Genomic DNA, 21,679 nt, shown 5'->3' with positions numbered 1-21,679 from the left:
CTAGTCCTTTTTGTTAGTTTTAGAAAATTAATAAGAAGCTATGAATAATAAAATTTTAAAAATTCTAGAATTTGGTGAAATTACTGATCGCTTAGGGGCGTTGGCAATTACAAGTCCAGCTAAAGAAAGGGCGGAAAAGTTGTTGCCAAGTAGTGATTTTGACCAAGTACAAAATGATATAAAGCAAACTTTAGCGTTAACTAATTTGCTTAGGATTAAAGGACAATTACCTTTAACTAATTTTAAGGATGTTAGACCAAGTACTAAGCGCTTGGGTGTTAAGGCAAACCTAAATGCTCAAGAATTAGGAAATTTACTCTTAGTTTTAAGTTTGGCTCAAGAAATTAATGAGTTTTTGGAAGACGTAGACGAAAAAGTAGATTTAACAATTATCGATCCTATTTTGGATCAACTAGATGTACCAGATTTACTTTTTAGGGAATTAAAGAAATCAATAGATTATGATGGAGAAGTTTTAGATACAGCATCAAGCGAATTGGCACGGCTACGTCACGATATTGCAAGTAACGAAGAAGACATTAAGAATCGAATGACTACTTATACTAAAGGCAATAGCAGTAAGTATTTATCTGAACAAATTGTAACTATTCGTGATGATCGTTACGTTATTCCTGTAAAGCAAGAATACAGAGCAAAATTCGGTGGTGTTGTTCATGATCAAAGTGCTAGTGGTCAAACCTTATTTGTAGAACCTGAAGCAGTTTTAAACTTGAATAATCGTCAACAAAATTTAATTGCAAAAGAAAAGCAAGAAATCCGCAATATTTTAAAGCATTTATCTAATATTGCACGAGAAGATATTGATAGTCTGAATAATATTGCTTCTGCTTTAACTAGCTTGGACTTTTTGCAAGCAAAGGCAAAATTAGCTAAGGAAATGAAGGCTAGTGAACCTAAATTAACTAAAGATCATTCATTAAATTTACGTAATGCTCGTCATCCATTAATTAATCCTGAAAAAGTTGTTCCTAACAATATTCGCTTAGGTGGCGATTTTGATACGATGCTGATTACTGGTCCTAATACCGGTGGTAAGACTATCACTTTAAAGACTGCAGGTTTGCTTCAATTAATGGCACAATCTGGGTTGTTTATCCCGGCTGAAGAAGATAGTCAAGTTGGCGTATTTGAACAAATTTATGCTGATATTGGTGATGAACAATCGATTGAGCAATCACTTAGTACATTTTCATCTCATATGAATGACATTATTGCAATTATGAAAAATGTAAATAGTGAGACTTTGGTATTAATCGATGAAATCGGAGCTGGTACGGATCCTGAAGAAGGTGCTAGTTTAGCCATCAGTATTCTGGACTTCTTACGTAAAAAAGATGCTAAGATTATGGTTACGACTCACTATCCTGAATTGAAGTTGTATGGTTATAACAGACCGCGTACTACAAATGCTTCAATGGAATTTGATTTGAAGACGTTGTCGCCAACTTATCGTCTCCAAATTGGTATTCCAGGTCATAGTAACGCTTTTGCGATTGCACGTAGATTAGGGATGCGCGAAGATGTAGTAAAAAATGCCCAAGAATTAATGTCAGATGAAGATTCCGATATTAACAAGATGATTGCTAAATTAAATGCTCAAACTAAGGCTGCAACAACTGCCCGTAATCGTTTAGAGACTAGTCTTGATCGTAGTCAAAAGTTAGAGCAAAAATTACAGCAGGCACTTGATTGGTATAATCAAAGAGTACAAAAGCAACTTGACTTTGCCCAAGAACGTGCCAATGAAATTATTGCTAAACGTCGTAAAAAGGCAGATAAGATTATTGAGCAGCTTGAACAACAGAAGAATGTTGGAATTAAAGAAAATAAGATTATTGAAGCTAAAGGTGAGTTGAATAGTTTAGAACGTCAAGCTAATAATTTGGCTCATAATAAGGTCTTACAGCGTGAAAAACGTCGCCATCATGTAAGTATAGGTGACAGAGTAAAAGTCTTGTCATATGGACAAACAGGGACGATTACTAAGCAGCTATCCGAACATGAATATGAAGTTCAGATGGGTATCATTAAAGTCAAGGTTAGTGATCGTGACGTTGAAAGAATTGATAATAGTCAATCAACAGCTAAACCTAAGCGTCTTGTTCGTGCAACTAGTGCAGTTAGAAGAAGCAATGCTCACAGTGAATTAGATTTAAGAGGTCAGCGATATGATGAAGCAATGACTAATTTAGATCGTTATATTGATTCAGTATTGCTCGCAGGACTCGATACTGTAACAATAATTCACGGTATCGGTACTGGTGCAATACGTAAAGGGGTATGGCAATATTTGCGTAGTAGCAATCATGTTAAAAACTTTAATTATGCACCAGCAAATGAAGGTGGTAATGGTGCAACAATTGTTCAGTTAAAATAGCAATTTACTTGCAAAAAGTAAGTTGATGGACTTATAATGGTGATAACATGAATGAAAGTTTTTATGAGGTGAAAAATATGGTTGAAGCAATTAATGACCAAAATTTTGAAGAAGAAACTAATAGTGGCGTAGCCTTAATTGATTTTTGGGCAACTTGGTGTGGTCCATGTAAGATGCAATCACCAGTAATTGAACAATTAGCTGAAGAACGTCAAGATGTAAAATTTTACAAGATGGATGTAGATCAAAATCAAGATACTGCTAAGAATTTAGGAATTATGGCTATCCCAACTTTGATTATCAAAAAAGACGGTAACATTGTTGATCGTATTACTGGTTACACTCCAAAGGAAAAATTAAACCAAATTTTAGATCAATATGCTAACTAATTGAGAAAAATAAAAAGCTTGAGACAAAAGTGTCTCAAGCTTTTTATTTTGTTTCTTTTTCTTTAAGTAAATCACGGATTTCTTTTAAGTAATCTGTTTCAGTAGGTGTGTCAGGCTTTTCTTCCTCTTCTTTTTTGGTAATTTTATTAACAGTTTTAACAATTAAAAAGACTACGAAAGAAATAATTAAGAAATTAATTACGGAATTTATAAAACTACCGTATTTAAATGTGGCGTCTCCCACCTTAAAAACAAGATTAGATAAGTCAATTTTACCTACAAAGATGCCGATTAAAGGATTGATCAAATTTTTAACAAGTGATTGAACAATTGCAGTAAAGGCAGCTCCGATGATAACACCAACAGCTAAATCAATTACGTTTCCGCGGGCAATGAATTGTTTAAATTCTTTAAGCATTTTATTCTACTCCTATACCTAAATCCCAAATAATATTTTAGTTACTTAAAAGTATATAGGGGTATTAATTTATAGTCTATAAATTAGCTTATTTTTTATTAAAAATTAATTAAACTTAGCAGTGATTTGGACTTTCTTTTCTTTCTTTAAAATATTAATTTCACTTTCGGTAACTCGCTCAGTTTCTTTTTGTACAGCCTCTGCAATCATACCACTTTCAAGTGAAAATTCTTTACTATCACTATTTAAACGATCTTCTACCGTTTGACCACTTAATTCAAAAGTAATTGAAGAACGTCTCTCTTTTACTTTTTCTAATTTGCCAAATTCAGCCATTGCAAAAAAGTCTGATAAATCTTCAAAATTGGCTAGATCATAATGTCGTGCGATTCTCTTGCCTGCCCAATAAAGAATTGGCGCATTGTCATCGCCCAAAATTGTTGGTAAAAGAAAATCACGGTATAGTTGATTAATAAAATATACGTGTTCGTTAGCGTGTTCTGTATTTTCTGTCATAAACTTGTTCATCCCTTTTATTCTTTTTTATTTTACCGTAAACTAGTAGGAGTAGAAAATAATTTTTTTCTTAATAAGAGGTTTTTATTATGGATAATCGTCCAATTGGACTACTGGATTCAGGGTTTGGTGGCCTGTCAGTTGCAAAAAAGGTAATTGAAAAATTACCTAATGAATCCACCATTTTTATAGGTGATAATGCTCACATCCCTTATGGCGATAGAACTCGAGAAGATATTATTAATTTAACACGCAGATCAGTTAAGTTTTTACTTGAAAAAAACGTGAAATTAATTGTTATTGCCTGTAATACAGCAACTGCTGTAGCAATGCCTACGATGCAAAAAGAAGTTGAACAACAGATTATTGGGGTTATTCAATCAGGTGCACTTGCCGCAGCTAGAACTACAAAAAATAAAAATGTAGCAGTTGTGGCAACTAATGTGACTGTTGCTTCTCATGCATATCAAAAAGAAATTAAATTCCGTGATCCTGAAATTAAGGTAACAGAATTAGCTGCTCCTAAATTGGCCCCGTTAGTAGAAGCGCAAAAAGATTATGCTACTAATTTAAAAGTGGTAAAAGAAAGCTTAGCTCCTTTAATGGGAAAAGAGTTTGATACGTTGGTTTTGGGTTGCACACATTATCCATTGATTCAAAAAGAATTTGAGGAAGCAATTAATAATAAAGAAGTAACTATCTTGGATCCTGCTGATCAAGTTGCTCAATATACTTTTAATGTGATGCGTCGTGACGGACTATTTAGTGATAGTGAAAAAGCAGTCCATGAATATTACACAACCGGTAATTCAGAAACGTTTGATAAATTAGCTCGTACATTTATGGACGATGATACTTTGACGTCTAAGCATGTAGATACGGAGAATTATTAATGAGCCAAAAAATTTTATTTGCTACTGGCAATAAGGGCAAAGCTAGAGAACTAAAGGAAGCCTTTAAGACAGCTGGTGTTGATGTAGAAATAATCACCAATAGTGATCTGGATAATCCACCACATCCAATTGAAAGTGGAAGGACTTTTGAAGCGAATGCCAAAATTAAAGCTCATGAATTGGCAGATTATAGTAAACTCCCTACAATTGCTGATGATTCTGGATTAATGGTTGATGCTTTGAATGGTGAACCAGGTGTAAGAAGTGCCCGCTATGCAGGAGAAGCTCATAATGATGCTAAAAATAATGCAAAATTGCTAGCAAATTTAGGTGGGATACCTGATGAAAAAAGAACTGCTAAGTTTTGGACAACTATTGTAGTATCAATGCCGGGAGAATTTGAAAAAGATTTAGTTGTCTCAGGTACTTGTTCTGGTCGTATTTTAGCAGCACCTAGAGGCGACGATGGTTTTGGCTATGATCCATTATTCTTTGTGCCCAAAAAGGATAAGACCTTTGCTCAAATGACTACTGATGAAAAAAATGAAATTTCGCACCGTGGTAATGTTGTAAGAGAATTACTTAAAGTATTGCCAGCCTGGCTTGAACAATTTGAATAAAGTAAAAAGAAGTTAGTATTTCTCACTAACTTCTTTTTATTTCGTCTTAGTAATTGTAGTAATTTGACTAGGTATATCGGCAAATTCGATATCATTTTCTCGCAATATTTCAATATATTTAGTTAAATATAAATTCTTAACAGCGCTACTTTTACCTGGTTTAACTTGAAAATGGACACAGTAGGTGAATTTTTGACCTGTTTGTCCCGTAATGCCTACGATACTTGGACCTTGAATGATCGTTTTTTTCTCAGGATGAATAGTTTGATTACATTTTTTGATAAGAGTTTCGACTTTATTAATGTCATTTTTAGTACTAAGGTCTAAATTAATATCTAGTCCCACACCACCATGGGCTAGGTTTTGTACAATAGTAATATTTCGATTAGGGATGTAGATAATTGAGCCATCGGAACCTTTTAATCTAGTAGTTCTGAGTCCTAATTGAACTACAGTGCCTACGCTTGTACCAATTTGTACTAAATCACCAACGTCAAATTGATCTTCGCTTAAAATAAAGAAACCGTTAACTAGGTCACTTACGAAACCTTGTGCTCCCATTCCTAAAGCAAGTGAAAAAATACCGGCACTAGCAAGAAGCGTACCAACGGGAACTCCTAATATTGATAATATTCCAAATAAATAGAAGAAAATTAAAGTATATTGAAAAATACTATTAATTAATGCAGCGATGGTTTTTGAACGTTTATTTTTTAATGTATTATGTTTAGCTAAATAATTATTAATTATTTTATGGCCAAAGTGTGATAAAAGATAAAAAATAAGGGTAGTAATTGCTAATTGCCAAATTATTGATAATAGGTTTTGGCTAATTTTATTCCAATCAATTTCGATTTTTTGAATGTGTAGTTGTGAAGGGATCTTCATATTATGTCCTTTCTATAAAAATGTGTTTTAATAAGAATAACAATATATGGATTGAGAATAAAGTATATTCATGCTAGACTTTCTTTAGATGATATGGAGGTAATATATGACGATTTCTTACGGTGCTTTGGCTGGCTTAATTGCCGCAATTGCATTTTTGATTTTAGTATTATTCACGATCCCAATGCTTTTACGGACCGCAAAGGTATTAAAGCAAACTAGTGTGGCTATTCAAACGACTAATGAATCATTAAAAATGATAACTGAAGACATGAATGGATTAACACGACAAACAAATGATTTATTAGATAAAACAAATGACCTTATGACTGATGTTAATGGTAAAATGAAGACGTTAGATCCAGTGGTTAAAGCTGCTGCAGATTTAGGTGAAAGTGTTTCAGAATTGAACGATTCATCTAAAAAAATCGCTAAACGTTTTAGTAGCAATCGTCTCAGCCATGCGGGTCTTGTTTCTTCAATAGCTGCGACAGTTTTTGCAAGACGCAGACGTCGTAGAGGTGAAAATTAAAAAAGGAGGATTTCACTATGAAAAAATTGACAAGTTTCTTATTGGGTGCTGTAGCTGGATGCGCAGCTGGTTTTCTTGCAGGTTCATTGCTTGTTAGTGACGAGCAAGTTGACGATGTAAAGAATAAGATTAAAGATAACGATAAGCTTCAAGATTTAAAGAAGAAATACGATAATGGTACAGAAATTGTTAAGAATCAATTGGCATCATTCCCTAAGAATGTAGAAGATGATTCAGAATTAAAGGATTTCGATGATATCGTAATTGATGATTCAAACAAAGATGATGTTGCAGAAGGTAACAATGCTGAAGAATCAGTAGATGATTTAAATAATGCAGAAAAAGATGATACTCATTCGTCATCAGCTGTAACTCCACAAGATTAATTGAATCAATAAAAATGACCGACGTATGTCGGTCTTTTTTATTATGCGATGATTAATCTTTAAGTGGTAAGATTTTAAGTTCTTTGTCGGTGTGAGTAAATGGTTTGAAGCCATCTTTAGTTACAACCCCACAATCTTCAATTCGCACTCCCGCAAAGCCGGGGATGTAAATTCCTGGTTCGATGGAGAAGCACATACCTTCTTGAATTACTAAATCATTACCTTGAACAATTGATGGAAATTCGTGAACATTTTTACCGATACCGTGACCTAAACGGTGAATGAAGTATTCGCCATAACCGGCTTTAGTAATAATATCACGAGCAACACTGTCAAGTTCTTCGGCAGTAATGCCAGGTTTTGCTGCTTCAATAGCTGCTTGCTGAGCTTCTCTATCAACTTCGTAAATTTCACGTTGTTTGTCGCTAGGTGTGCCATAAGCTACAGTTCTACTTGCATCTGATGCGTAACCATCATGCATAGTACCTAAATCGAATAATACTAATTCATTGGGTTGAATTTTATTCATAGTTGGTCCCAAGTGTGGGTTAGCAGCATTTTTACCAGCTTGAACAATAGTTTCAAAACTCTCGTGCATTACGCCTTTTTGAATCTTTAATTGATAATCTATTTGTCCAGCGATACTTCTTTCAGTTACGCCAGTTCTGATTGCATCAAAACCGATTTGAAAGGCAAAGTCAGCTTCTGCTCCAGCACCTTGTAATTTCTTAATTTCTTCGGGTGTCTTGAAAAGACGAAGTCTTTCAATAAAAGGTGAAACATCGTTGGTTAAACTGGCATTAGGAAATTCGCCACGTAAAAGTTGATAATGACTTACAGATAAATCATCTTTCTCAATTGCCCAGTTATGAATATCGCTGGTTCTCTTTCTGATGTTATCTGCGATTATTTGCCAAGGGTCTTCTGAGTCGAGATACCCAACAACGTCACCATTCCATTCTGAAGCTTTAGCTTCTTCTACATTTAAAGCAGGGCAGAAGATAAAAGGTTCTGCATCTTTAAACGCAATTAAAGCAAAAATTCTTTCATGTGGTTCCATTGAATATCCAGTAAAGTATGAAATTGTAATTGGATTGGAGATATATGCAATATCATTATTGGAATCTTGCAACCACTGTTGTAGTTTATCTAAGTTCATGTTCGGTCCTCATTTCTTTAAAGTTATTGTCAGTATATCATGTTTTTTTATGAAAAAATGAAAGAAAAGCTGTAAACGTTTGCAATTAATGAGACTTAATGATAAATTAAAGTGAAGGATTTTTTGGAAGGACTGAGATAAGAGATGCATAAGCAAGAAGTTACGATCTATGATGTAGCTCGAGAAGCAAAGGTTTCAATGGCAACCGTTTCTCGTGTCGTTAATGGAAATAATAATGTTAGAAAAGAAACACGTGATCGTGTTTTAGAAGTTATTAAGAGATTACACTATCAACCAAATGCGGTAGCACAAGGTTTGGCTTCTAAACGTACAACTACTGTTGGTTTGATTGTCCCAGATTTAACTAATTTATATTTTGCGGAATTATCTAAAGGAATTGATGATATTGCACTTTTATACAAGTACAACATCATTATTACAAGTATTGAAAATCGCTTGATGAAAGAAGATCAAGTTATTCAGAGTTTGCTTAACAAGCAGGTTGATGGCGTAATTTATATGTCAAACCGTTTGCCAGATAAAGCAGCAGAAGCATTCAATCGAACAGATACTCCAGTTGTTTTAGCTGGTACCAAAGACAATCGTGAAGAATTTGCTTCTGTTACAATTGATTACAAAAAAGCAGATACAGAAGCTTTGAATTTGATGATGCATGATGGCAAGAAGAATTTAGCAATTGTTGTTGGAGATGAAGACGCAGTTGTTAACGGTGAAAATAGAATTCCTGCTTATCAAGAATTTATTAAAGAAAATAATTTAGGTGAGCCACATATTTATACAGGAATAAGAGATTATTCAGATGGTTATAATTTATACCCACAACTTGTTAAAGATGGAATTGATGGTGTAATTGTTACTCGCGACATTTCATCCGTTGGTATTATGAATTCCGCAATGGATGCTGGTAAGAAGATTCCAGAAGATTTGGAAATCGTGACTGCTAGTGCAACTCAGCTTGCTTCAGTTGTTCGTCCAGCTTTAACTACAATTAAGCAACCACTATATGATATGGGAGCTGTTGCAATGAGAATGTTGACTAAGCTGATGAACAATGAAGAAGTTGATGAAACTCACATTGAATTGCCATATGAATTAGTCAAAAAGCAAAGTACTGCAAATAGATAATAAAAATGATCAGTCTAATTAGGCTGATCATTTTTTAGTATAAAATTTTATTAGTAGCTTTTTGCCTTTGCCAATAACTTGATGAGGTAACTAATTCATTAGGATTATATGGTAGTAAGGCTAAATTAGTATATTGGCTAACTCGTGGCAACAAATCGTAGTCCTTAAAATCATTTTTGTTAAAGAAACCATAAAATAAGATGTCTTTAGCTTTGACCCAACCAAGTTTTGTATAAATCCACATATTTTTAGGACTTCCATTGAAATTTTGAATTTTAAATATTTTTTCTGGTAAGTATTTTGGAGTTTTCGCTTGGTTATCAGGTAATTTATAAATACGTACTTTGGTATTAGGTTTGGCCAAAATTTTTTTATTTTGATAAGGTGCAATATCTTTTGCCCGCAGATCAAGGTTAACGAATTGAGCAGAGATAAAAGTCTTTTCAGCGATTTGATAAAAGAGCTGATCATCAATTCGTACGCCGTACATTATATTTAATTTCTGTCCAGGATAAACATACTTTTTTTCTTTAATGCGAATGTATGGGTTCATCATCGTAGCAGTTTTAGTTTTACCAAAATAAATTCCAGTTTGAGTAATTGAATATTTTTTGGTACCACTTTTAGCTAATTTATATTTAAAACCTGTAGCTGGAAAATTAGTAACTACTCCATCTACATTTCGATTGATTAACCAGTGCCAAAGAGCAGGTGATTCATCCATTTCTGCCCAAACATATAACTGTTTATTCAATTTATGGAGCCAATGGATTAAGAAGGGATGCTCTTGTACAATGTCTGAAGAAGCATTTACTGCGTTAACCTGTGGTAAAATACTAAAATTAATTCTTTTTAAGCTACCAACGATTAAGATCAAGTAAGCATCGGGCATTAATTTTCTTAGGTGAAATAAGCTGGCTGCAGAAAAAGAATGGATCATAATTCTTTTTTGCATATGATAATCTTTAACTACTTGTGCGATTTTATCTTCAAGTTCATAAGAAGGATTAAGACTGTGGTCAATTTTAGTTTCTAAAACAAATTTAGTATTTGGCTTATTCTGATAATGTTTAAACAATTCGTTAAGTGACATTACATGTTCACCATTATCGTAGCTTAGTTGTTTAAGTGTATCAAAATTATTTTGTGATACAATTGCATGTGTATGCGTAACTCGGTAAAGATCGTCATCATGGGCGATGACTAAGACTCCATCTTTAGAAAGTTGAAGATCGAGTTCAACGTAGTCGGCCCCAGAATTAAAGGCGGAATTATCAGACTGAATAGTTTCTTCAGGATATTTGATAGGATCTCCGCGATGGCCGACGACAGTGAAGCCACTGTTTATAAAAAAGATTAAGCTTAAAAAAGTGATCCAAAAGATTTGGCGTTTAAATTTCATGTGTACACCTCTATCGCATATTTACAATAGCATGGTTACACATTTTTTTCTATTTTATTTATAATAGTATGATTCTGTTATTCCTTAAGGGTGATTTGATGGAACAATTGGATTTAATTGAAGAAATTACAAGAAATGATGGTAGTCGATATTATGAAATTTCTAATATCGATCAAAATGGGATTGCAGAACTTGCTGCAGACCATGGTTACATTAAAAGCGTTAGAATATTGCAGCTAAACATTCCGCGTACTACCGCATTAATTGAATACGAAAAGTATATTAATGCTAATTATGATCTTCAGACATTAACGAATGAAGATGATTGGAAAAAGCCAAATTGGGTAGAATGGGATAAGCCTAAAGGAAAAGTTTTGGATGCATATAATATGGTATTAAAAGCTAATCGGATTGGATAGAAAGCAGCATAAAAAATGGAAACATTGCGAATTTTACATACAAATGATCTTCATTCACATTTTGAACATTTTCCTAAAATTGGACGATATTTAAAAAAGGCCCAAGCCGATAACTCGGTTGATGAAGTTTATACCTTTGATGCAGGTGATTTCATGGATCGCTCACATCCATTAACTGATGCTACCGAAGGGCAAGCAAATATTAAATTGATGAATGGATTTAAGTATACTGCGGTTACGATTGGTAATAACGAAGGTATTTCTAATCCTCATTGGGTACTTGAGCATTTATTTGATCATGCAGATTTTCCAACTGTTTTGGCAAATTTGCGTGAAGAAGATGAATCAATGCCTAATTGGGCAATTGGACATAAAATTTTAACTACAAAAAAGAATACACGAATAGCTTTAATTGGCTTAACCGCTGCCTATCCAATGACTTATGGTCCTAATCATTGGCATGTCAAAATGCTAGGAAGCACAATGGATAAGGAACTGGCTAAGATTAACGGTCAATATGACATGTTGATTTTGATTACACATATTGGACTTAAGATGGATCGCTGGCTTGCTAAAAATTATCCACAAATTGATCTAATTGTTGGTGGTCATAGTCACGATTTGATAGTACAGGGTGAAAAAGTTGATCACACTTGGATCACCCAAACGGGAAAATGGGGAAACTACGTAGGTGATATTCATGTAGAGTTAGAAGATCATCATGTGACTAAAATTGTACCTAATACTGTTGCAACTGCTTCAATGCCAGAAGAGCCGGAAGATGAGTCTGTTATTAAGGGCTATTATGAAAAAGGAAAGCAGCTTTTATCAGAACGTAAAGTAGCAAAACTCCCTGAAAAATTTGCTGATGATAAAATTGCGGCAGTACAAGTATCGCTTGATGCAATTGCGGATTTTGCTAAAACGGATTTAGCTATTTTGAGTTCAGGCTTATTTTTAACACCATTTAAAAGTGGTATTTTGACACAATTTGATTTGCAAAATGCATTACCACACCCAATGCATGTGGTTCGTTCAACTCTTAAAGGTAGTGATTTATGGCGTTTAGTAATGGAAATTGAAAAAAATCGCCATTATTTGGATCATTTTCCTTTGCAAGGAATGAGTTTTCGAGGAAAAATCTTTGGGCAAATGTACTATAAGGGAATTAAAGTTGATATGCGTAAAAGAATTGTTTATGTTAATGGTCAAGAAATTAACCCTGATAGTGAATATCGAATTGCCTGTTTGGATCATTATGTTTTAGTACCGTTTTTCCCAACTTTAGCCATTGTTGGTGAAAATGAATTTTTATTCCCACAATTTTTGCGTGAAGTTGTTGGTGATTATTTGGCTAAAAAATATCCTTTACCAGCAAGAAGTGAAATTAATGACTGAAGAAAATAAAAAAGCGGAAGAGCAAGGAAAAGAAAATAAATTTGAAAAAGAACAGCCGTTGCGACATTCGCTAGCTAGTGTTGTTCAAGATGGAAAAAGCTTAAAAATTAACGATCAACTATATAGCGTTATTGTTAATGAACGGAATGCGCTTGATATAGAAACTTTAAAGAAGAAATATGATCCATATCTTGATCAATATGATTACTTGGTTGGAGATGTTTCTAGTGAACATTTGCGCTTAAAAGGCTTTTATAAAGATGCAGCACGTACATCTATTGATAAAAAAGAATTGGCAATTGTAGATTACATAACGGAGTATTGCAATCCGGGTAGTCCATATTTTGTTTTAGAATTGACTAATCCAGTTCATCATTATCAGCATCAAAAGCAACAAAAAATACGTGAACATCATGAATATTCTAAAAATGATCGTTTTCATTCACGTAAGCGTAAGAAGTCGCGTCGTCAAGATAACAATCCATTTAAAAAACGTCGTGTTCATCAAACACGTTTTAAGAAGAAACAATCGATTGCAGTTAAAAAGAAGTTGGACGGCATCATTCTTTTATTATTAAGAAAAAGAGAAAGGGAAAATAGTGAAGGATTACCGCTTATTTTTAATTGACTTGGATGGAACAGTATATCGGGGGAAAAATACTGTTGAATCAGGAGTAAGATTTGTTCATCGTTTGATCGAACAAAAAAGAGATTATCTATTTTTAACTAATAATACTACTAGAACTCCCCAAATGATTGTAGATAAGTTAAAGGGGCACGGTATAGATACTGATATAAAGCATGTTTATACTCCAAGCATGGCAACCGCTAGCTATATTTTGAATCAAAATAAAAACTGCCAAACCAAAATTGGCCTATATATTATTGGGCAAATTGGTTTATGGAGTGAACTTTTGAAGCATCCGGAATTCGAGTTAAATGAAGAAAATCCTGACTATGTTATTGTGGGGATGGATACGGATCTCACATATCACAAGGTCCGTGTAGCTTCGCGTGCAATTAGACGTGGTGCCACTTTTATTGGAACAAATGCGGATATGAATTTGCCAGCCGAAGATGAATTAATTCCAGGTAATGGCTCTCAGTGTGCATTTGTTGCAGCAGCAAGTGGTGTAGAGCCTTTGTATATTGGAAAGCCAGAGTCGATTATTGTTAATATGGCGCTTGAGAAGATGGGATATTCTAAAAGGGATGCGCTTATTGTAGGTGATAATTATGATACAGATATTAAAGCTGGCTTTAATAGTGATGTAGATCAATTGCTTACTTTGACTGGAATTACTCAAAAAGAAGATCTTCAGAATAAACGTCAACCTACTGTTTTAGTTAATAGTTTGGATGAATTTGAATTATGATTAGCAAAGATAATGTTTTTTCGATCATTTATCATTTCTTTTTTGCACTTTCAAGTAGTGTAGTCGGTGCAATTTTAGCAAGTTGGCCACTTCTTTTTATATTTATGGTTGTACAAAAGACTTATGAGACCGTTCATATGTCTTTATTTAAGGTTATGCACAATTATAATCAGCTAATGGTATATTTGGTCTGGCCTTTAAAAAATAAGCTTAAAATGGATAATTTTCCCACTTCGCCTAATGCTGCCGAACATTTTGCAGACTGTAAAAATTTGTTTATTTTAACAATTTTGGTTTTCATTATTTGTTTACTGTTACATTTCATTTTTAAAAAGCAAAATAAAAAAGCACTGCTCAATTTGGATAAATCAGCGGCACTTATTTTATTGCTATTACCAATTATTATTTTTCCATTTGCTATTACCAATTTTGATAGTTTTTTTGTAATTTTTCACCACGTTTTATTTAATAATAATGATTGGCTATTTGATCCAAATACAGATCCAATTATTAATGTCTTAACAGAAGGCTTTTTTGCCTCTTGTTTTGCAGTAGCCGGAATTATTTATGAATTATATTTTGCAGAAAAATTATTGAGAAAATAAAAAGAGTTCCTAATGGAACTCTTTTTTTAGTGATAATTTCTTCTTCAATGCTACGATTGCAATTGGAACGACTGAAACTAAGATAATTGCTATTACTATCATTGAGAAGTGATCTTTGACAAATGGAATATTACCAAAGAAAAAGCCGATGATTGTAAATAAACCAGTCCAAAGCAAACCACCTAAAACATTATAGGTGATAAATTTTCCATAGTGCATTTTGCTTCCGCCAGATACAAATGGAACAAAAGTACGAATAAATGGAATGAATCTACCAATAACGATTGTAATTGGACCATGGCGCTCGAAAAATTTCTCAGCTGCTAACCGATTATTTTTATTGATTAACTTGTTAAACCAATTGTGTTTCTCTCCGGCTCGGGCAGACCAGGCACCAATTTCATAGTTAACAGTATCTCCGACTATTGCTGCGATTGCTACTACAAAATAAATAAACCAAATATTTAAACCATATCTAGAGTTGGCGGCCATAGCGCTTGCTGCGAAGATAAGAGAATCTCCGGGCAAAAATGGAAAAACTACCAATCCAGTTTCAATAAAAATGATAGCGAAAAGAATTAAATAAGACCATCCGCCAAATTGATTAACGATCGTAACTAAGTGATCATCAATGTGTAAAATAAAATCAATTAAAGCCATAATATTCTCCTAAATGCTAGTTGAATGGATTGTTAAGCTTTTTTCTGGGAAAAGATTGCGCATGATAGATGTAATTGCAATTTGGGCCTCACCAAATCCTAAAGCTATCAAGGGAACACGTCCGGGATAAGTAACTACGTCTCCAGCAGCATAAATCCCATCGATATTTGTCTTCATAGTTGGATCTACGGGAATATTTGATTGCTCTAAATTGATACCCCATTTTTTAGCAAATCTATTATTTGCTCTAAAACCATAAGCTACAACAATTTGATCTAATTGTACGTTTCTTAATTGCTCAACACCCATTTTTTTAAGACTAATGTCTAATTGATTATTGATCAATTCAATTTTTTTAGGAAGATACGGTGTTAGAATTTCAACGTTTTTTAAAGATTTTAATTTTTTTACGTTTGATTCAAGACCGCGAAATTGGTCTCTACGGTGAATAAGTTTAACATTCGCATATTTTGCTACTTCAAGAGCTAAATCTAGTGCTGAATCGCCGCCACCGAAAACACCAATAGTTTGATTTTTAAATTGACTAGGATCTTTAACAAAATAATGAATTTTTTCTTTTATTTCATCGCTGATTTTTAGAGGTAATTCCTTAGGCTTAAAAGCACCGGCACCTGTTGCAATGATAATGCTGCGTGCATAAATTATATTATCAATGATAAATCCATCGCTTTGTTTAGTTACATCTACAACTTTATGATTGGTAATAATTTCAGTTTCATTTTTGATATCGTGTTTTAGCTTTTGAATTAAATCTGTTCCACTAATTGAATTATATGCAGGAATATCGTTAATTTGCTTAAAAGGATATAGCATCTGTGGCTGTCCACCGACTTCAGATAATGAATCAAAAACTATAGTATTTAACCCATGCAAATGAGCAAAGTGGGCTGCAAATAATCCAATAGGTCCCCCACCAATAATAGCCAGATCAATTTTTTTAATTTTAAAAACCCCCTATAAATGTTGATGTATCAACTTTAACACGAATCAATACAATAATCATTTTAAATTTATGCTTGTCTAGTAGCCATAAATAGGGTATATTATTGAAGTCGCGTTTTTACGTGATGTATGCTTAAAAATTAATTGAAAAAATACTTGCAATTGAGATTTAAGTATTATATATTAATAAAGTCGCTTCGAGAGAAGAGACGAAGACAGCAGAATAAAAAGCCAAGCAAAGAAAAAATAAAAAAAGTACTTGCAAAGCGAAAGAAAAGCTGGTAACATATTTAAATGTCGTCAAGCGAAAGCGAAAGCGACAAAAAACAAATTCGAAAAAGTTCTTGACAAGAGCTTGAGGGTTTGATAAAATATAAAAGCTGTCTGGTTTAACCGGACAGAGGTAGTACTTTGAAAACTGAACAAAGTTTCGCTAAAAGTGTGCGGGTGTAAAAACCCAAACAAGAAGCGAAGTCAATTCGCAAGCAATAAATTTGAGACAAAGATCTTAAATAATCGAATGAGCAATCATTCAAACTTTTTAAAAACGAGAGTTTGATCCTGGCTCAGGACGAACGCTGGCGGCGTGCCTAATACATGCAAGTCGAGCGAGCTGAACCAACAGATTCACTTCGGTGATGACGTTGGGAACGCGAGCGGCGGATGGGTGAGTAACACGTGGGGAACCTGCCCCATAGTCTGGGATACCACTTGGAAACAGGTGCTAATACCGGATAAGAAAGCAGATCGCATGATCAGCTTATAAAAGGCGGCGTAAGCTGTCGCTATGGGATGGCCCCGCGGTGCATTAGCTAGTTGGTAGGGTAACGGCCTACCAAGGCAATGATGCATAGCCGAGTTGAGAGACTGATCGGCCACATTGGGACTGAGACACGGCCCAAACTCCTACGGGAGGCAGCAGTAGGGAATCTTCCACAATGGACGAAAGTCTGATGGAGCAACGCCGCGTGAGTGAAGAAGGTTTTCGGATCGTAAAGCTCTGTTGTTGGTGAAGAAGGATAGAGGTAGTAACTGGCCTTTATTTGACGGTAATCAACCAGAAAGTCACGGCTAACTACGTGCCAGCAGCCGCGGTAATACGTAGGTGGCAAGCGTTGTCCGGATTTATTGGGCGTAAAGCGAGCGCAGGCGGAAGAATAAGTCTGATGTGAAAGCCCTCGGCTTAACCGAGGAACTGCATCGGAAACTGTTTTTCTTGAGTGCAGAAGAGGAGAGTGGAACTCCATGTGTAGCGGTGGAATGCGTAGATATATGGAAGAACACCAGTGGCGAAGGCGGCTCTCTGGTCTGCAACTGACGCTGAGGCTCGAAAGCATGGGTAGCGAACAGGATTAGATACCCTGGTAGTCCATGCCGTAAACGATGAGTGCTAAGTGTTGGGAGGTTTCCGCCTCTCAGTGCTGCAGCTAACGCATTAAGCACTCCGCCTGGGGAGTACGACCGCAAGGTTGAAACTCAAAGGAATTGACGGGGGCCCGCACAAGCGGTGGAGCATGTGGTTTAATTCGAAGCAACGCGAAGAACCTTACCAGGTCTTGACATCTAGTGCAATCCGTAGAGATACGGAGTTCCCTTCGGGGACACTAAGACAGGTGGTGCATGGCTGTCGTCAGCTCGTGTCGTGAGATGTTGGGTTAAGTCCCGCAACGAGCGCAACCCTTGTCATTAGTTGCCAGCATTAAGTTGGGCACTCTAATGAGACTGCCGGTGACAAACCGGAGGAAGGTGGGGATGACGTCAAGTCATCATGCCCCTTATGACCTGGGCTACACACGTGCTACAATGGACAGTACAACGAGGAGCAAGCCTGCGAAGGCAAGCGAATCTCTTAAAGCTGTTCTCAGTTCGGACTGCAGTCTGCAACTCGACTGCACGAAGCTGGAATCGCTAGTAATCGCGGATCAGCACGCCGCGGTGAATACGTTCCCGGGCCTTGTACACACCGCCCGTCACACCATGGGAGTCTGCAATGCCCAAAGCCGGTGGCCTAACCTTCGGGAAGGAGCCGTCTAAGGCAGGGCAGATGACTGGGGTGAAGTCGTAACAAGGTAGCCGTAGGAGAACCTGCGGCTGGATCACCTCCTTTCTAAGGAAGCGAAGGATATGGAGAGTAGAAATACTAAGAGAAGTATCCAGAGCAAGCGGAAGCACACTAAGAAACTTTGTTTAGTTTTGAGGGTAGTACCTCAGCGATTTGGAATACCAAGCGTTAGTCGGGCCTATAGCTCAGCTGGTTTAGAGCGCACGCCTGATAAGCGTGAGGTCGATGGTTCAAGTCCATTTAGGCCCATTGACATAACGAATAAAAAGAGTTAAAGTTATGTCTGGCTTAAAAAAGAATAACTTGGGGGCTTAGCTCAGTTGGGAGAGCACCTGCTTTGCACGCAGGAGGTCATCGGTTCGAACCCGTTAGCCTCCATTGATTCCGAAAGGAATCAGGAGTTAGTACATTGAAAACTGAATATAATCCAAGCAAAAAACCGAGACAATCAAAGAGAACAGATTGTAGAGCGACCGAGAAGAGAATTCTTGGGTAAGGTCAAGTAGAAAAGGGCGCACGGTGAATGCCTAGGCACTAACAGCCGATGAAGGACGTGACGAACTACGAAAAGCTTCGGGGAGCGGTAAGTACGCAGTGATCCGGAGATGTCCGAATGGGGGAACCCAATGCAGCGATGCATTATTGGTTGATGAATAGATAGTCAATCAAAGGAAGACGCAGTGAACTGAAACATCTAAGTAGCTGCAGGAAGAGAAAGAAAAATCGATTTCCTTAGTAGCGGCGAGCGAAGAGGAAAGAGCCCAAACCAAGTGATTTATCATTTGGGGTTGTAGGACTGCAAAGTGGTAGCGTAAGCGATAGTTGAATTATCTGGGAAGGTAAGCCAGAGAGGGTGAGAGCCCCGTAAGCGAAATTGCGAGCGCGCCTAGCAGAATCCTGAGTAGGCCGGGACACGAGGAATCCCGGTTGAAGCCGCGAGGACCATCTCGCAAGGCTAAATACTAGTTAGTGACCGATAGTGAACCAGTACCGTGAGGGAAAGGTGAAAAGAACCCCGGAAGGGGAGTGAAAGAGAACCTGAAACCGTGTGTCTACAAGTAGTCAAAGCACATTAAAGTGCGATGGCGTGCCTTTTGTAGAATGAACCGGCGAGTTACGTTATCTAGCGAGGTTAAGTCAGAAAAGACGGAGCCGGAGCGAAAGCGAGTCTGAATAGGGCGAAGAGTTAGGTGACGTAGACCCGAAACCAAGTGACCTACCCATGGCCAGGCTGAAGGTGTGGTAAAACGCACTGGAGGGCCGAACCCACGTAAGTTAAAAATTGCGGGGATGAGCTGTGGGTAGCGGTGAAATTCCAAACGAACTTGGAGATAGCTGGTTCTCTCCGAAATAGCTTTAGGGCTAGCCTCGTGGAGAGGATAATGGAGGTAGAGCTCTGTTTGGACTAGGGGCCCGTCAGGGGTTACTGAATCCAGATAAACTGCGAATTCCATATATCCATACACGGGAGTCAGACTGCGAGTGATAAGATCCGTAGTCGAAAGGGAAACAGCCCAGATCACCAGTTAAGGTCCCCAAATCTATGCTAAGTGGAAAAGGATGTGGAGTTGCGTAGACAACTAGGACGTTGGCTCAGAAGCAGCCATCATTCAAAGAGTGCGTAATAGCTCACTAGTCGAGTGGCGCTGCGCCGAAAATTTACCGGGGCTAAGCATAGTACCGAAACTGTGGATGCATCGAAAGATGCGTGGTAGGAGAGCGTTCTAAGTGCGGCGAAGGTTAACCGAGAGGATAATTGGAGCGCTTAGAAGTGAGAATGCCGGTATGAGTAGCGAAAGACAGGTGAGAATCCTGTCCGCCGAAAGACTAAGGTTTCCTGGGGCAGGCTCGTCCGCCCAGGGTAAGTCGGGACCTAAGGCAAGGCCGAGAGGCGTAGTCGATGGATAACAGGTAGAAATTCCTGTACTGTGTTTAATCGTTATGAGCGATGGAGGGACGCAGGAGGTGAAACACGCATCGAGCTGGATCGATGTTCAAGCAACAAGTGCGGTTAAGAGTCAAATGCTTCTAACCAGCAACACGAGTTGTGATGAGTAGCGAAGTAATAGTAGCGAAGGTGATGTAATCACACTGCCAAGAAAAGCTTCTAGCCAGAGAGGACACACCCGTACCGCAAACCGACACAGGTAGTCGAGTGGAGAACACTAAGGTGAGCGAGAGAACTCTCGTTAAGGAACTCGGCAAAATGACCCCGTAACTTCGGAAGAAGGGGTGCTGGCCACGAGAGTGGTTAGCCGCAGTGAATAGGCCCAAACAACTGTTTATCAAAAACACAGGTCTCTGCAAAATCGTAAGATGACGTATAGAGGCTGACACCTGCCCGGTGCTGGAAGGTTAAGAGGAGAGCTTAGCGAAAGCGAAGGTTCGAATTGAAGCCCCAGTAAACGGCGGCCGTAACTATAACGGTCCTAAGGTAGCGAAATTCCTTGTCGGGTAAGTTCCGACCTGCACGAAAGGTGTAATGATTTGGGCACTGTCTCAACGAGAGACTCGGTGAAATTATAATACCCGTGAAGATGCGGGTTACCCGCGACAGGACGGAAAGACCCCATGGAGCTTCACTGTAGCTTGATATTGAGTATCTTTTAAACATGTACAGGATAGGTAGGAGCCAAGGAAGGCAGGACGCTAGTTTTGCTGGAGGCAATGTTGGGATACTACCCTTGTTTGAAGGATGCTCTAACCTCGACCTGTAAGCCAGGTCAGGGACAGTGTCAGGTGGGCAGTTTGACTGGGGCGGTCGCCTCCTAAAGTGTAACGGAGGCGCTCAAAGGTTCCCTCAGAATGGTTGGAAATCATTCGCAGAGTGTAAAGGTATAAGGGAGCTTGACTGCGAGAGAAACAGCTCGAGCAGGGACGAAAGTCGGACTTAGTGATCTGGTGGTACCGTATGGAAGGGCCATCACTCAACGGATAAAAGCTACCCTGGGGATAACAGGCTTATCTCCCCCAAGAGTTCACATCGACGGGGAGGTTTGGCACCTCGATGTCGGCTCGTCGCATCCTGGGGCTGAAGTCGGTCCCAAGGGTTGGGCTGTTCGCCCATTAAAGCGGCACGCGAGCTGGGTTCAGAACGTCGTGAGACAGTTCGGTCCCTATCCGTCGTGGGCGTAGGAAATTTGAGAGGAGCTGTCCTTAGTACGAGAGGACCGGGATGGACGCACCGCTGGTGTACCAGTTGTTCCGCCAGGAGCATCGCTGGGTAGCTATGTGCGGAAGGGATAAGCGCTGAAAGCATCTAAGTGCGAAGCCCCCCCTCAAGATGAGATTTCCTTTGCAATAGCAGTAAGACACCTCAAAGACGATGAGGTAGATAGGCTGGGAGTGGAAGTTCTGTGAAGAATGGAGCGGACCAGTACTAATCAGTCGAGGACTTGACCAAAAGCGAAGCAAACTGTAAGGTTTTTTGCGAGAGATTATGTTTAGTT

18 protein-coding genes, 2 tRNA genes, 2 rRNA genes and 1 pseudogene are annotated in these 21,679 nt (G+C 37.6%); 16 read left to right on the top strand and 7 right to left on the bottom strand.

All coding sequences use genetic code 11. The annotated features are described in order from the left end of the window. The first annotated feature begins 40 nt into the window (after positions 1–40). Complete coding sequence (locus tag SO785_RS06680) at positions 41–2,398, top strand: endonuclease MutS2 (protein WP_003549197.1); 2,358 nt, start codon at positions 41–43, stop codon at positions 2,396–2,398. 77 nt (positions 2,399–2,475) lie between these two features. Continuing rightward, a complete protein-coding gene (gene trxA / locus SO785_RS06675) occupies positions 2,476–2,787 on the top strand; it encodes a thioredoxin (RefSeq protein WP_011254147.1) in 312 nt (103 codons plus the stop codon). Positions 2,788–2,830: 43 nt separating this feature from the next. On the opposite strand, the gene mscL is transcribed toward trxA, so the two are convergent. Both mscL and SO785_RS06665 read right to left on the bottom strand, forming a co-directional pair. After that, positions 2,831–3,205: a large-conductance mechanosensitive channel protein MscL gene (mscL, locus tag SO785_RS06670; RefSeq protein ID WP_021874029.1), complete on the bottom strand. Its 375-nt coding sequence runs from the start codon at positions 3,203–3,205 to the stop codon at positions 2,831–2,833. 105 nt (positions 3,206–3,310) lie between these two features. After that, positions 3,311–3,733 (bottom strand): YslB family protein, encoded by a 423-nt coding sequence (locus SO785_RS06665; RefSeq protein WP_003549202.1) that lies wholly within the window; start codon positions 3,731–3,733, stop codon positions 3,311–3,313. A 77-nt stretch (positions 3,734–3,810) separates the two neighbouring features. Between SO785_RS06665 and murI the strand changes: the two genes are divergently transcribed. Together murI and SO785_RS06655 are read left to right on the top strand one after the other, a co-directional pair. Then, a complete protein-coding gene (murI, locus tag SO785_RS06660) occupies positions 3,811–4,614 on the top strand; it encodes a glutamate racemase (protein WP_003549203.1) in 804 nt (267 codons plus the stop codon). Beyond that, on the top strand, positions 4,614–5,234 hold the full coding sequence (locus tag SO785_RS06655; RefSeq protein ID WP_003549206.1) for an XTP/dITP diphosphatase: 621 nt from the start codon (positions 4,614–4,616) through the stop codon (positions 5,232–5,234). The genes murI and SO785_RS06655 overlap by 1 nt, the downstream gene beginning before the upstream one ends. Positions 5,235–5,270: 36 nt before the next feature. Here the strand turns inward: SO785_RS06655 and SO785_RS06650 are convergent, their stop codons facing one another. Further along, positions 5,271–6,122: a mechanosensitive ion channel family protein gene (locus SO785_RS06650; RefSeq protein ID WP_021721271.1), complete on the bottom strand. Its 852-nt coding sequence runs from the start codon at positions 6,120–6,122 to the stop codon at positions 5,271–5,273. Positions 6,123–6,228: 106 nt separating this feature from the next. Here SO785_RS06650 and SO785_RS06645 point away from each other — a divergent pair, with 106 nt between their 5' ends. Continuing rightward, complete coding sequence (locus tag SO785_RS06645) at positions 6,229–6,654, top strand: DUF948 domain-containing protein (RefSeq protein ID WP_003549209.1); 426 nt, start codon at positions 6,229–6,231, stop codon at positions 6,652–6,654. 17 nt (positions 6,655–6,671) lie between these two features. Continuing rightward, complete coding sequence (locus tag SO785_RS06640) at positions 6,672–7,040, top strand: hypothetical protein (protein ID WP_003549212.1); 369 nt, start codon at positions 6,672–6,674, stop codon at positions 7,038–7,040. Between the two features lie 52 nt (positions 7,041–7,092). Here SO785_RS06640 and SO785_RS06635 read toward each other — a convergent pair whose 3' ends face one another. Beyond that, positions 7,093–8,199, bottom strand: coding sequence for an aminopeptidase P family protein (locus SO785_RS06635; RefSeq protein ID WP_003549213.1), 1,107 nt, complete (start codon positions 8,197–8,199; stop codon positions 7,093–7,095). 144 nt (positions 8,200–8,343) lie between these two features. Here SO785_RS06635 and SO785_RS06630 point away from each other — a divergent pair, with 144 nt between their 5' ends. Further along, positions 8,344–9,345, top strand: a complete 1,002-nt coding sequence (locus tag SO785_RS06630) for a substrate-binding domain-containing protein (protein WP_003549214.1) — start codon at positions 8,344–8,346, stop codon at positions 9,343–9,345. A gap of 34 nt (positions 9,346–9,379) precedes the next feature. Here the strand turns inward: SO785_RS06630 and SO785_RS06625 are convergent, their stop codons facing one another. Further along, positions 9,380–10,747, bottom strand: a complete 1,368-nt coding sequence (locus SO785_RS06625; RefSeq protein ID WP_003549215.1) for a glycerophosphodiester phosphodiesterase — start codon at positions 10,745–10,747, stop codon at positions 9,380–9,382. A 98-nt stretch (positions 10,748–10,845) separates the two neighbouring features. On the opposite strand from SO785_RS06625, the gene SO785_RS06620 reads away from it, so the two are divergent. From SO785_RS06620 to SO785_RS06600, 5 genes and pseudogenes are all read left to right on the top strand, one after another. Beyond that, a complete protein-coding gene (locus tag SO785_RS06620) occupies positions 10,846–11,166 on the top strand; it encodes a hypothetical protein (protein WP_015613308.1) in 321 nt (106 codons plus the stop codon). Between the two features lie 15 nt (positions 11,167–11,181). After that, entirely contained in the window at positions 11,182–12,564 is a 1,383-nt protein-coding gene (locus tag SO785_RS06615; RefSeq protein WP_011254152.1) for a bifunctional metallophosphatase/5'-nucleotidase, read from the top strand. Beyond that, a pseudogene (locus SO785_RS06610) lies at positions 12,557–13,164 on the top strand (YutD family protein). Before SO785_RS06615 ends, SO785_RS06610 begins: the two are co-directional and overlap by 8 nt. Then, positions 13,164–13,940, top strand: coding sequence for a TIGR01457 family HAD-type hydrolase (locus tag SO785_RS06605; protein ID WP_003549224.1), 777 nt, complete (start codon positions 13,164–13,166; stop codon positions 13,938–13,940). The pseudogene SO785_RS06610 and the gene SO785_RS06605 overlap by 1 nt, the downstream one beginning before the upstream one ends. Beyond that, complete coding sequence (locus SO785_RS06600) at positions 13,937–14,545, top strand: TIGR01906 family membrane protein (RefSeq protein ID WP_011254154.1); 609 nt, start codon at positions 13,937–13,939, stop codon at positions 14,543–14,545. Before SO785_RS06605 ends, SO785_RS06600 begins: the two co-directional genes overlap by 4 nt. 9 nt (positions 14,546–14,554) lie before the next feature. Here SO785_RS06600 and SO785_RS06595 read toward each other — a convergent pair whose 3' ends face one another. Beyond that, a complete protein-coding gene (locus SO785_RS06595; RefSeq protein ID WP_003549229.1) occupies positions 14,555–15,205 on the bottom strand; it encodes a VTT domain-containing protein in 651 nt (216 codons plus the stop codon). 9 nt (positions 15,206–15,214) lie between these two features. Next, positions 15,215–16,099 (bottom strand): NAD(P)/FAD-dependent oxidoreductase, encoded by an 885-nt coding sequence (locus SO785_RS06590; protein WP_003549230.1) that lies wholly within the window; start codon positions 16,097–16,099, stop codon positions 15,215–15,217. A gap of 612 nt (positions 16,100–16,711) precedes the next feature. Between SO785_RS06590 and SO785_RS06585 the strand changes: the two genes are divergently transcribed. The 4 genes from SO785_RS06585 to SO785_RS06570 all read left to right on the top strand — a co-directional run bounded on the left by SO785_RS06585 (position 16,712) and on the right by SO785_RS06570 (position 21,633). Continuing rightward, positions 16,712–18,275, top strand: a 16S ribosomal RNA gene (locus SO785_RS06585). A gap of 129 nt (positions 18,276–18,404) precedes the next feature. Next, positions 18,405–18,479: transfer RNA gene (locus SO785_RS06580), tRNA-Ile, on the top strand. A 56-nt stretch (positions 18,480–18,535) separates the two neighbouring features. Beyond that, a tRNA-Ala gene (locus SO785_RS06575) sits at positions 18,536–18,608 on the top strand. 118 nt (positions 18,609–18,726) lie between these two features. Then, a 23S ribosomal RNA gene (locus SO785_RS06570) occupies positions 18,727–21,633 on the top strand. The 16S and 23S rRNA genes sit together here with 2 tRNA genes alongside, the layout of an rRNA operon. Positions 21,634–21,679: the final 46 nt, after the last annotated feature.

The sequence above is a fragment of the Lactobacillus acidophilus genome (assembly GCF_034298135.1).
Lineage (GTDB): Bacteria > Bacillota > Bacilli > Lactobacillales > Lactobacillaceae > Lactobacillus > Lactobacillus acidophilus.
The sequence above is the reverse complement of the archived record's forward strand: the minus strand, read 5'-3'. Positions and strand labels throughout refer to the sequence as shown.

What these genes read in the sequence shown, in the direction of transcription:
- SO785_RS06615 (WP_011254152.1), top strand. Translation starts at nt 11,182, where the DNA reads ATGGAAACATTGCGAATTTTACATACAAATGATCTTCATTCACATTTT.
- murI (WP_003549203.1), top strand. Translation starts at nt 3,811, where the DNA reads ATGGATAATCGTCCAATTGGACTACTGGATTCAGGGTTTGGTGGCCTG.
- SO785_RS06600 (WP_011254154.1), top strand. Translation starts at nt 13,937, where the DNA reads ATGATTAGCAAAGATAATGTTTTTTCGATCATTTATCATTTCTTTTTT.
- SO785_RS06640 (WP_003549212.1), top strand. Translation starts at nt 6,672, where the DNA reads ATGAAAAAATTGACAAGTTTCTTATTGGGTGCTGTAGCTGGATGCGCA.
- SO785_RS06645 (WP_003549209.1), top strand. Translation starts at nt 6,229, where the DNA reads ATGACGATTTCTTACGGTGCTTTGGCTGGCTTAATTGCCGCAATTGCA.
- SO785_RS06630 (WP_003549214.1), top strand. Translation starts at nt 8,344, where the DNA reads ATGCATAAGCAAGAAGTTACGATCTATGATGTAGCTCGAGAAGCAAAG.
- SO785_RS06650 (WP_021721271.1), bottom strand. Translation starts at nt 6,122, where the DNA reads ATGAAGATCCCTTCACAACTACACATTCAAAAAATCGAAATTGATTGG.
- SO785_RS06595 (WP_003549229.1), bottom strand. Translation starts at nt 15,205, where the DNA reads ATGGCTTTAATTGATTTTATTTTACACATTGATGATCACTTAGTTACG.
- SO785_RS06620 (WP_015613308.1), top strand. Translation starts at nt 10,846, where the DNA reads ATGGAACAATTGGATTTAATTGAAGAAATTACAAGAAATGATGGTAGT.
- mscL (WP_021874029.1), bottom strand. Translation starts at nt 3,205, where the DNA reads ATGCTTAAAGAATTTAAACAATTCATTGCCCGCGGAAACGTAATTGAT.
- SO785_RS06655 (WP_003549206.1), top strand. Translation starts at nt 4,614, where the DNA reads ATGAGCCAAAAAATTTTATTTGCTACTGGCAATAAGGGCAAAGCTAGA.
- SO785_RS06635 (WP_003549213.1), bottom strand. Translation starts at nt 8,199, where the DNA reads ATGAACTTAGATAAACTACAACAGTGGTTGCAAGATTCCAATAATGAT.
- SO785_RS06680 (WP_003549197.1), top strand. Translation starts at nt 41, where the DNA reads ATGAATAATAAAATTTTAAAAATTCTAGAATTTGGTGAAATTACTGAT.
- SO785_RS06625 (WP_003549215.1), bottom strand. Translation starts at nt 10,747, where the DNA reads ATGAAATTTAAACGCCAAATCTTTTGGATCACTTTTTTAAGCTTAATC.
- trxA (WP_011254147.1), top strand. Translation starts at nt 2,476, where the DNA reads ATGGTTGAAGCAATTAATGACCAAAATTTTGAAGAAGAAACTAATAGT.
- SO785_RS06665 (WP_003549202.1), bottom strand. Translation starts at nt 3,733, where the DNA reads ATGAACAAGTTTATGACAGAAAATACAGAACACGCTAACGAACACGTA.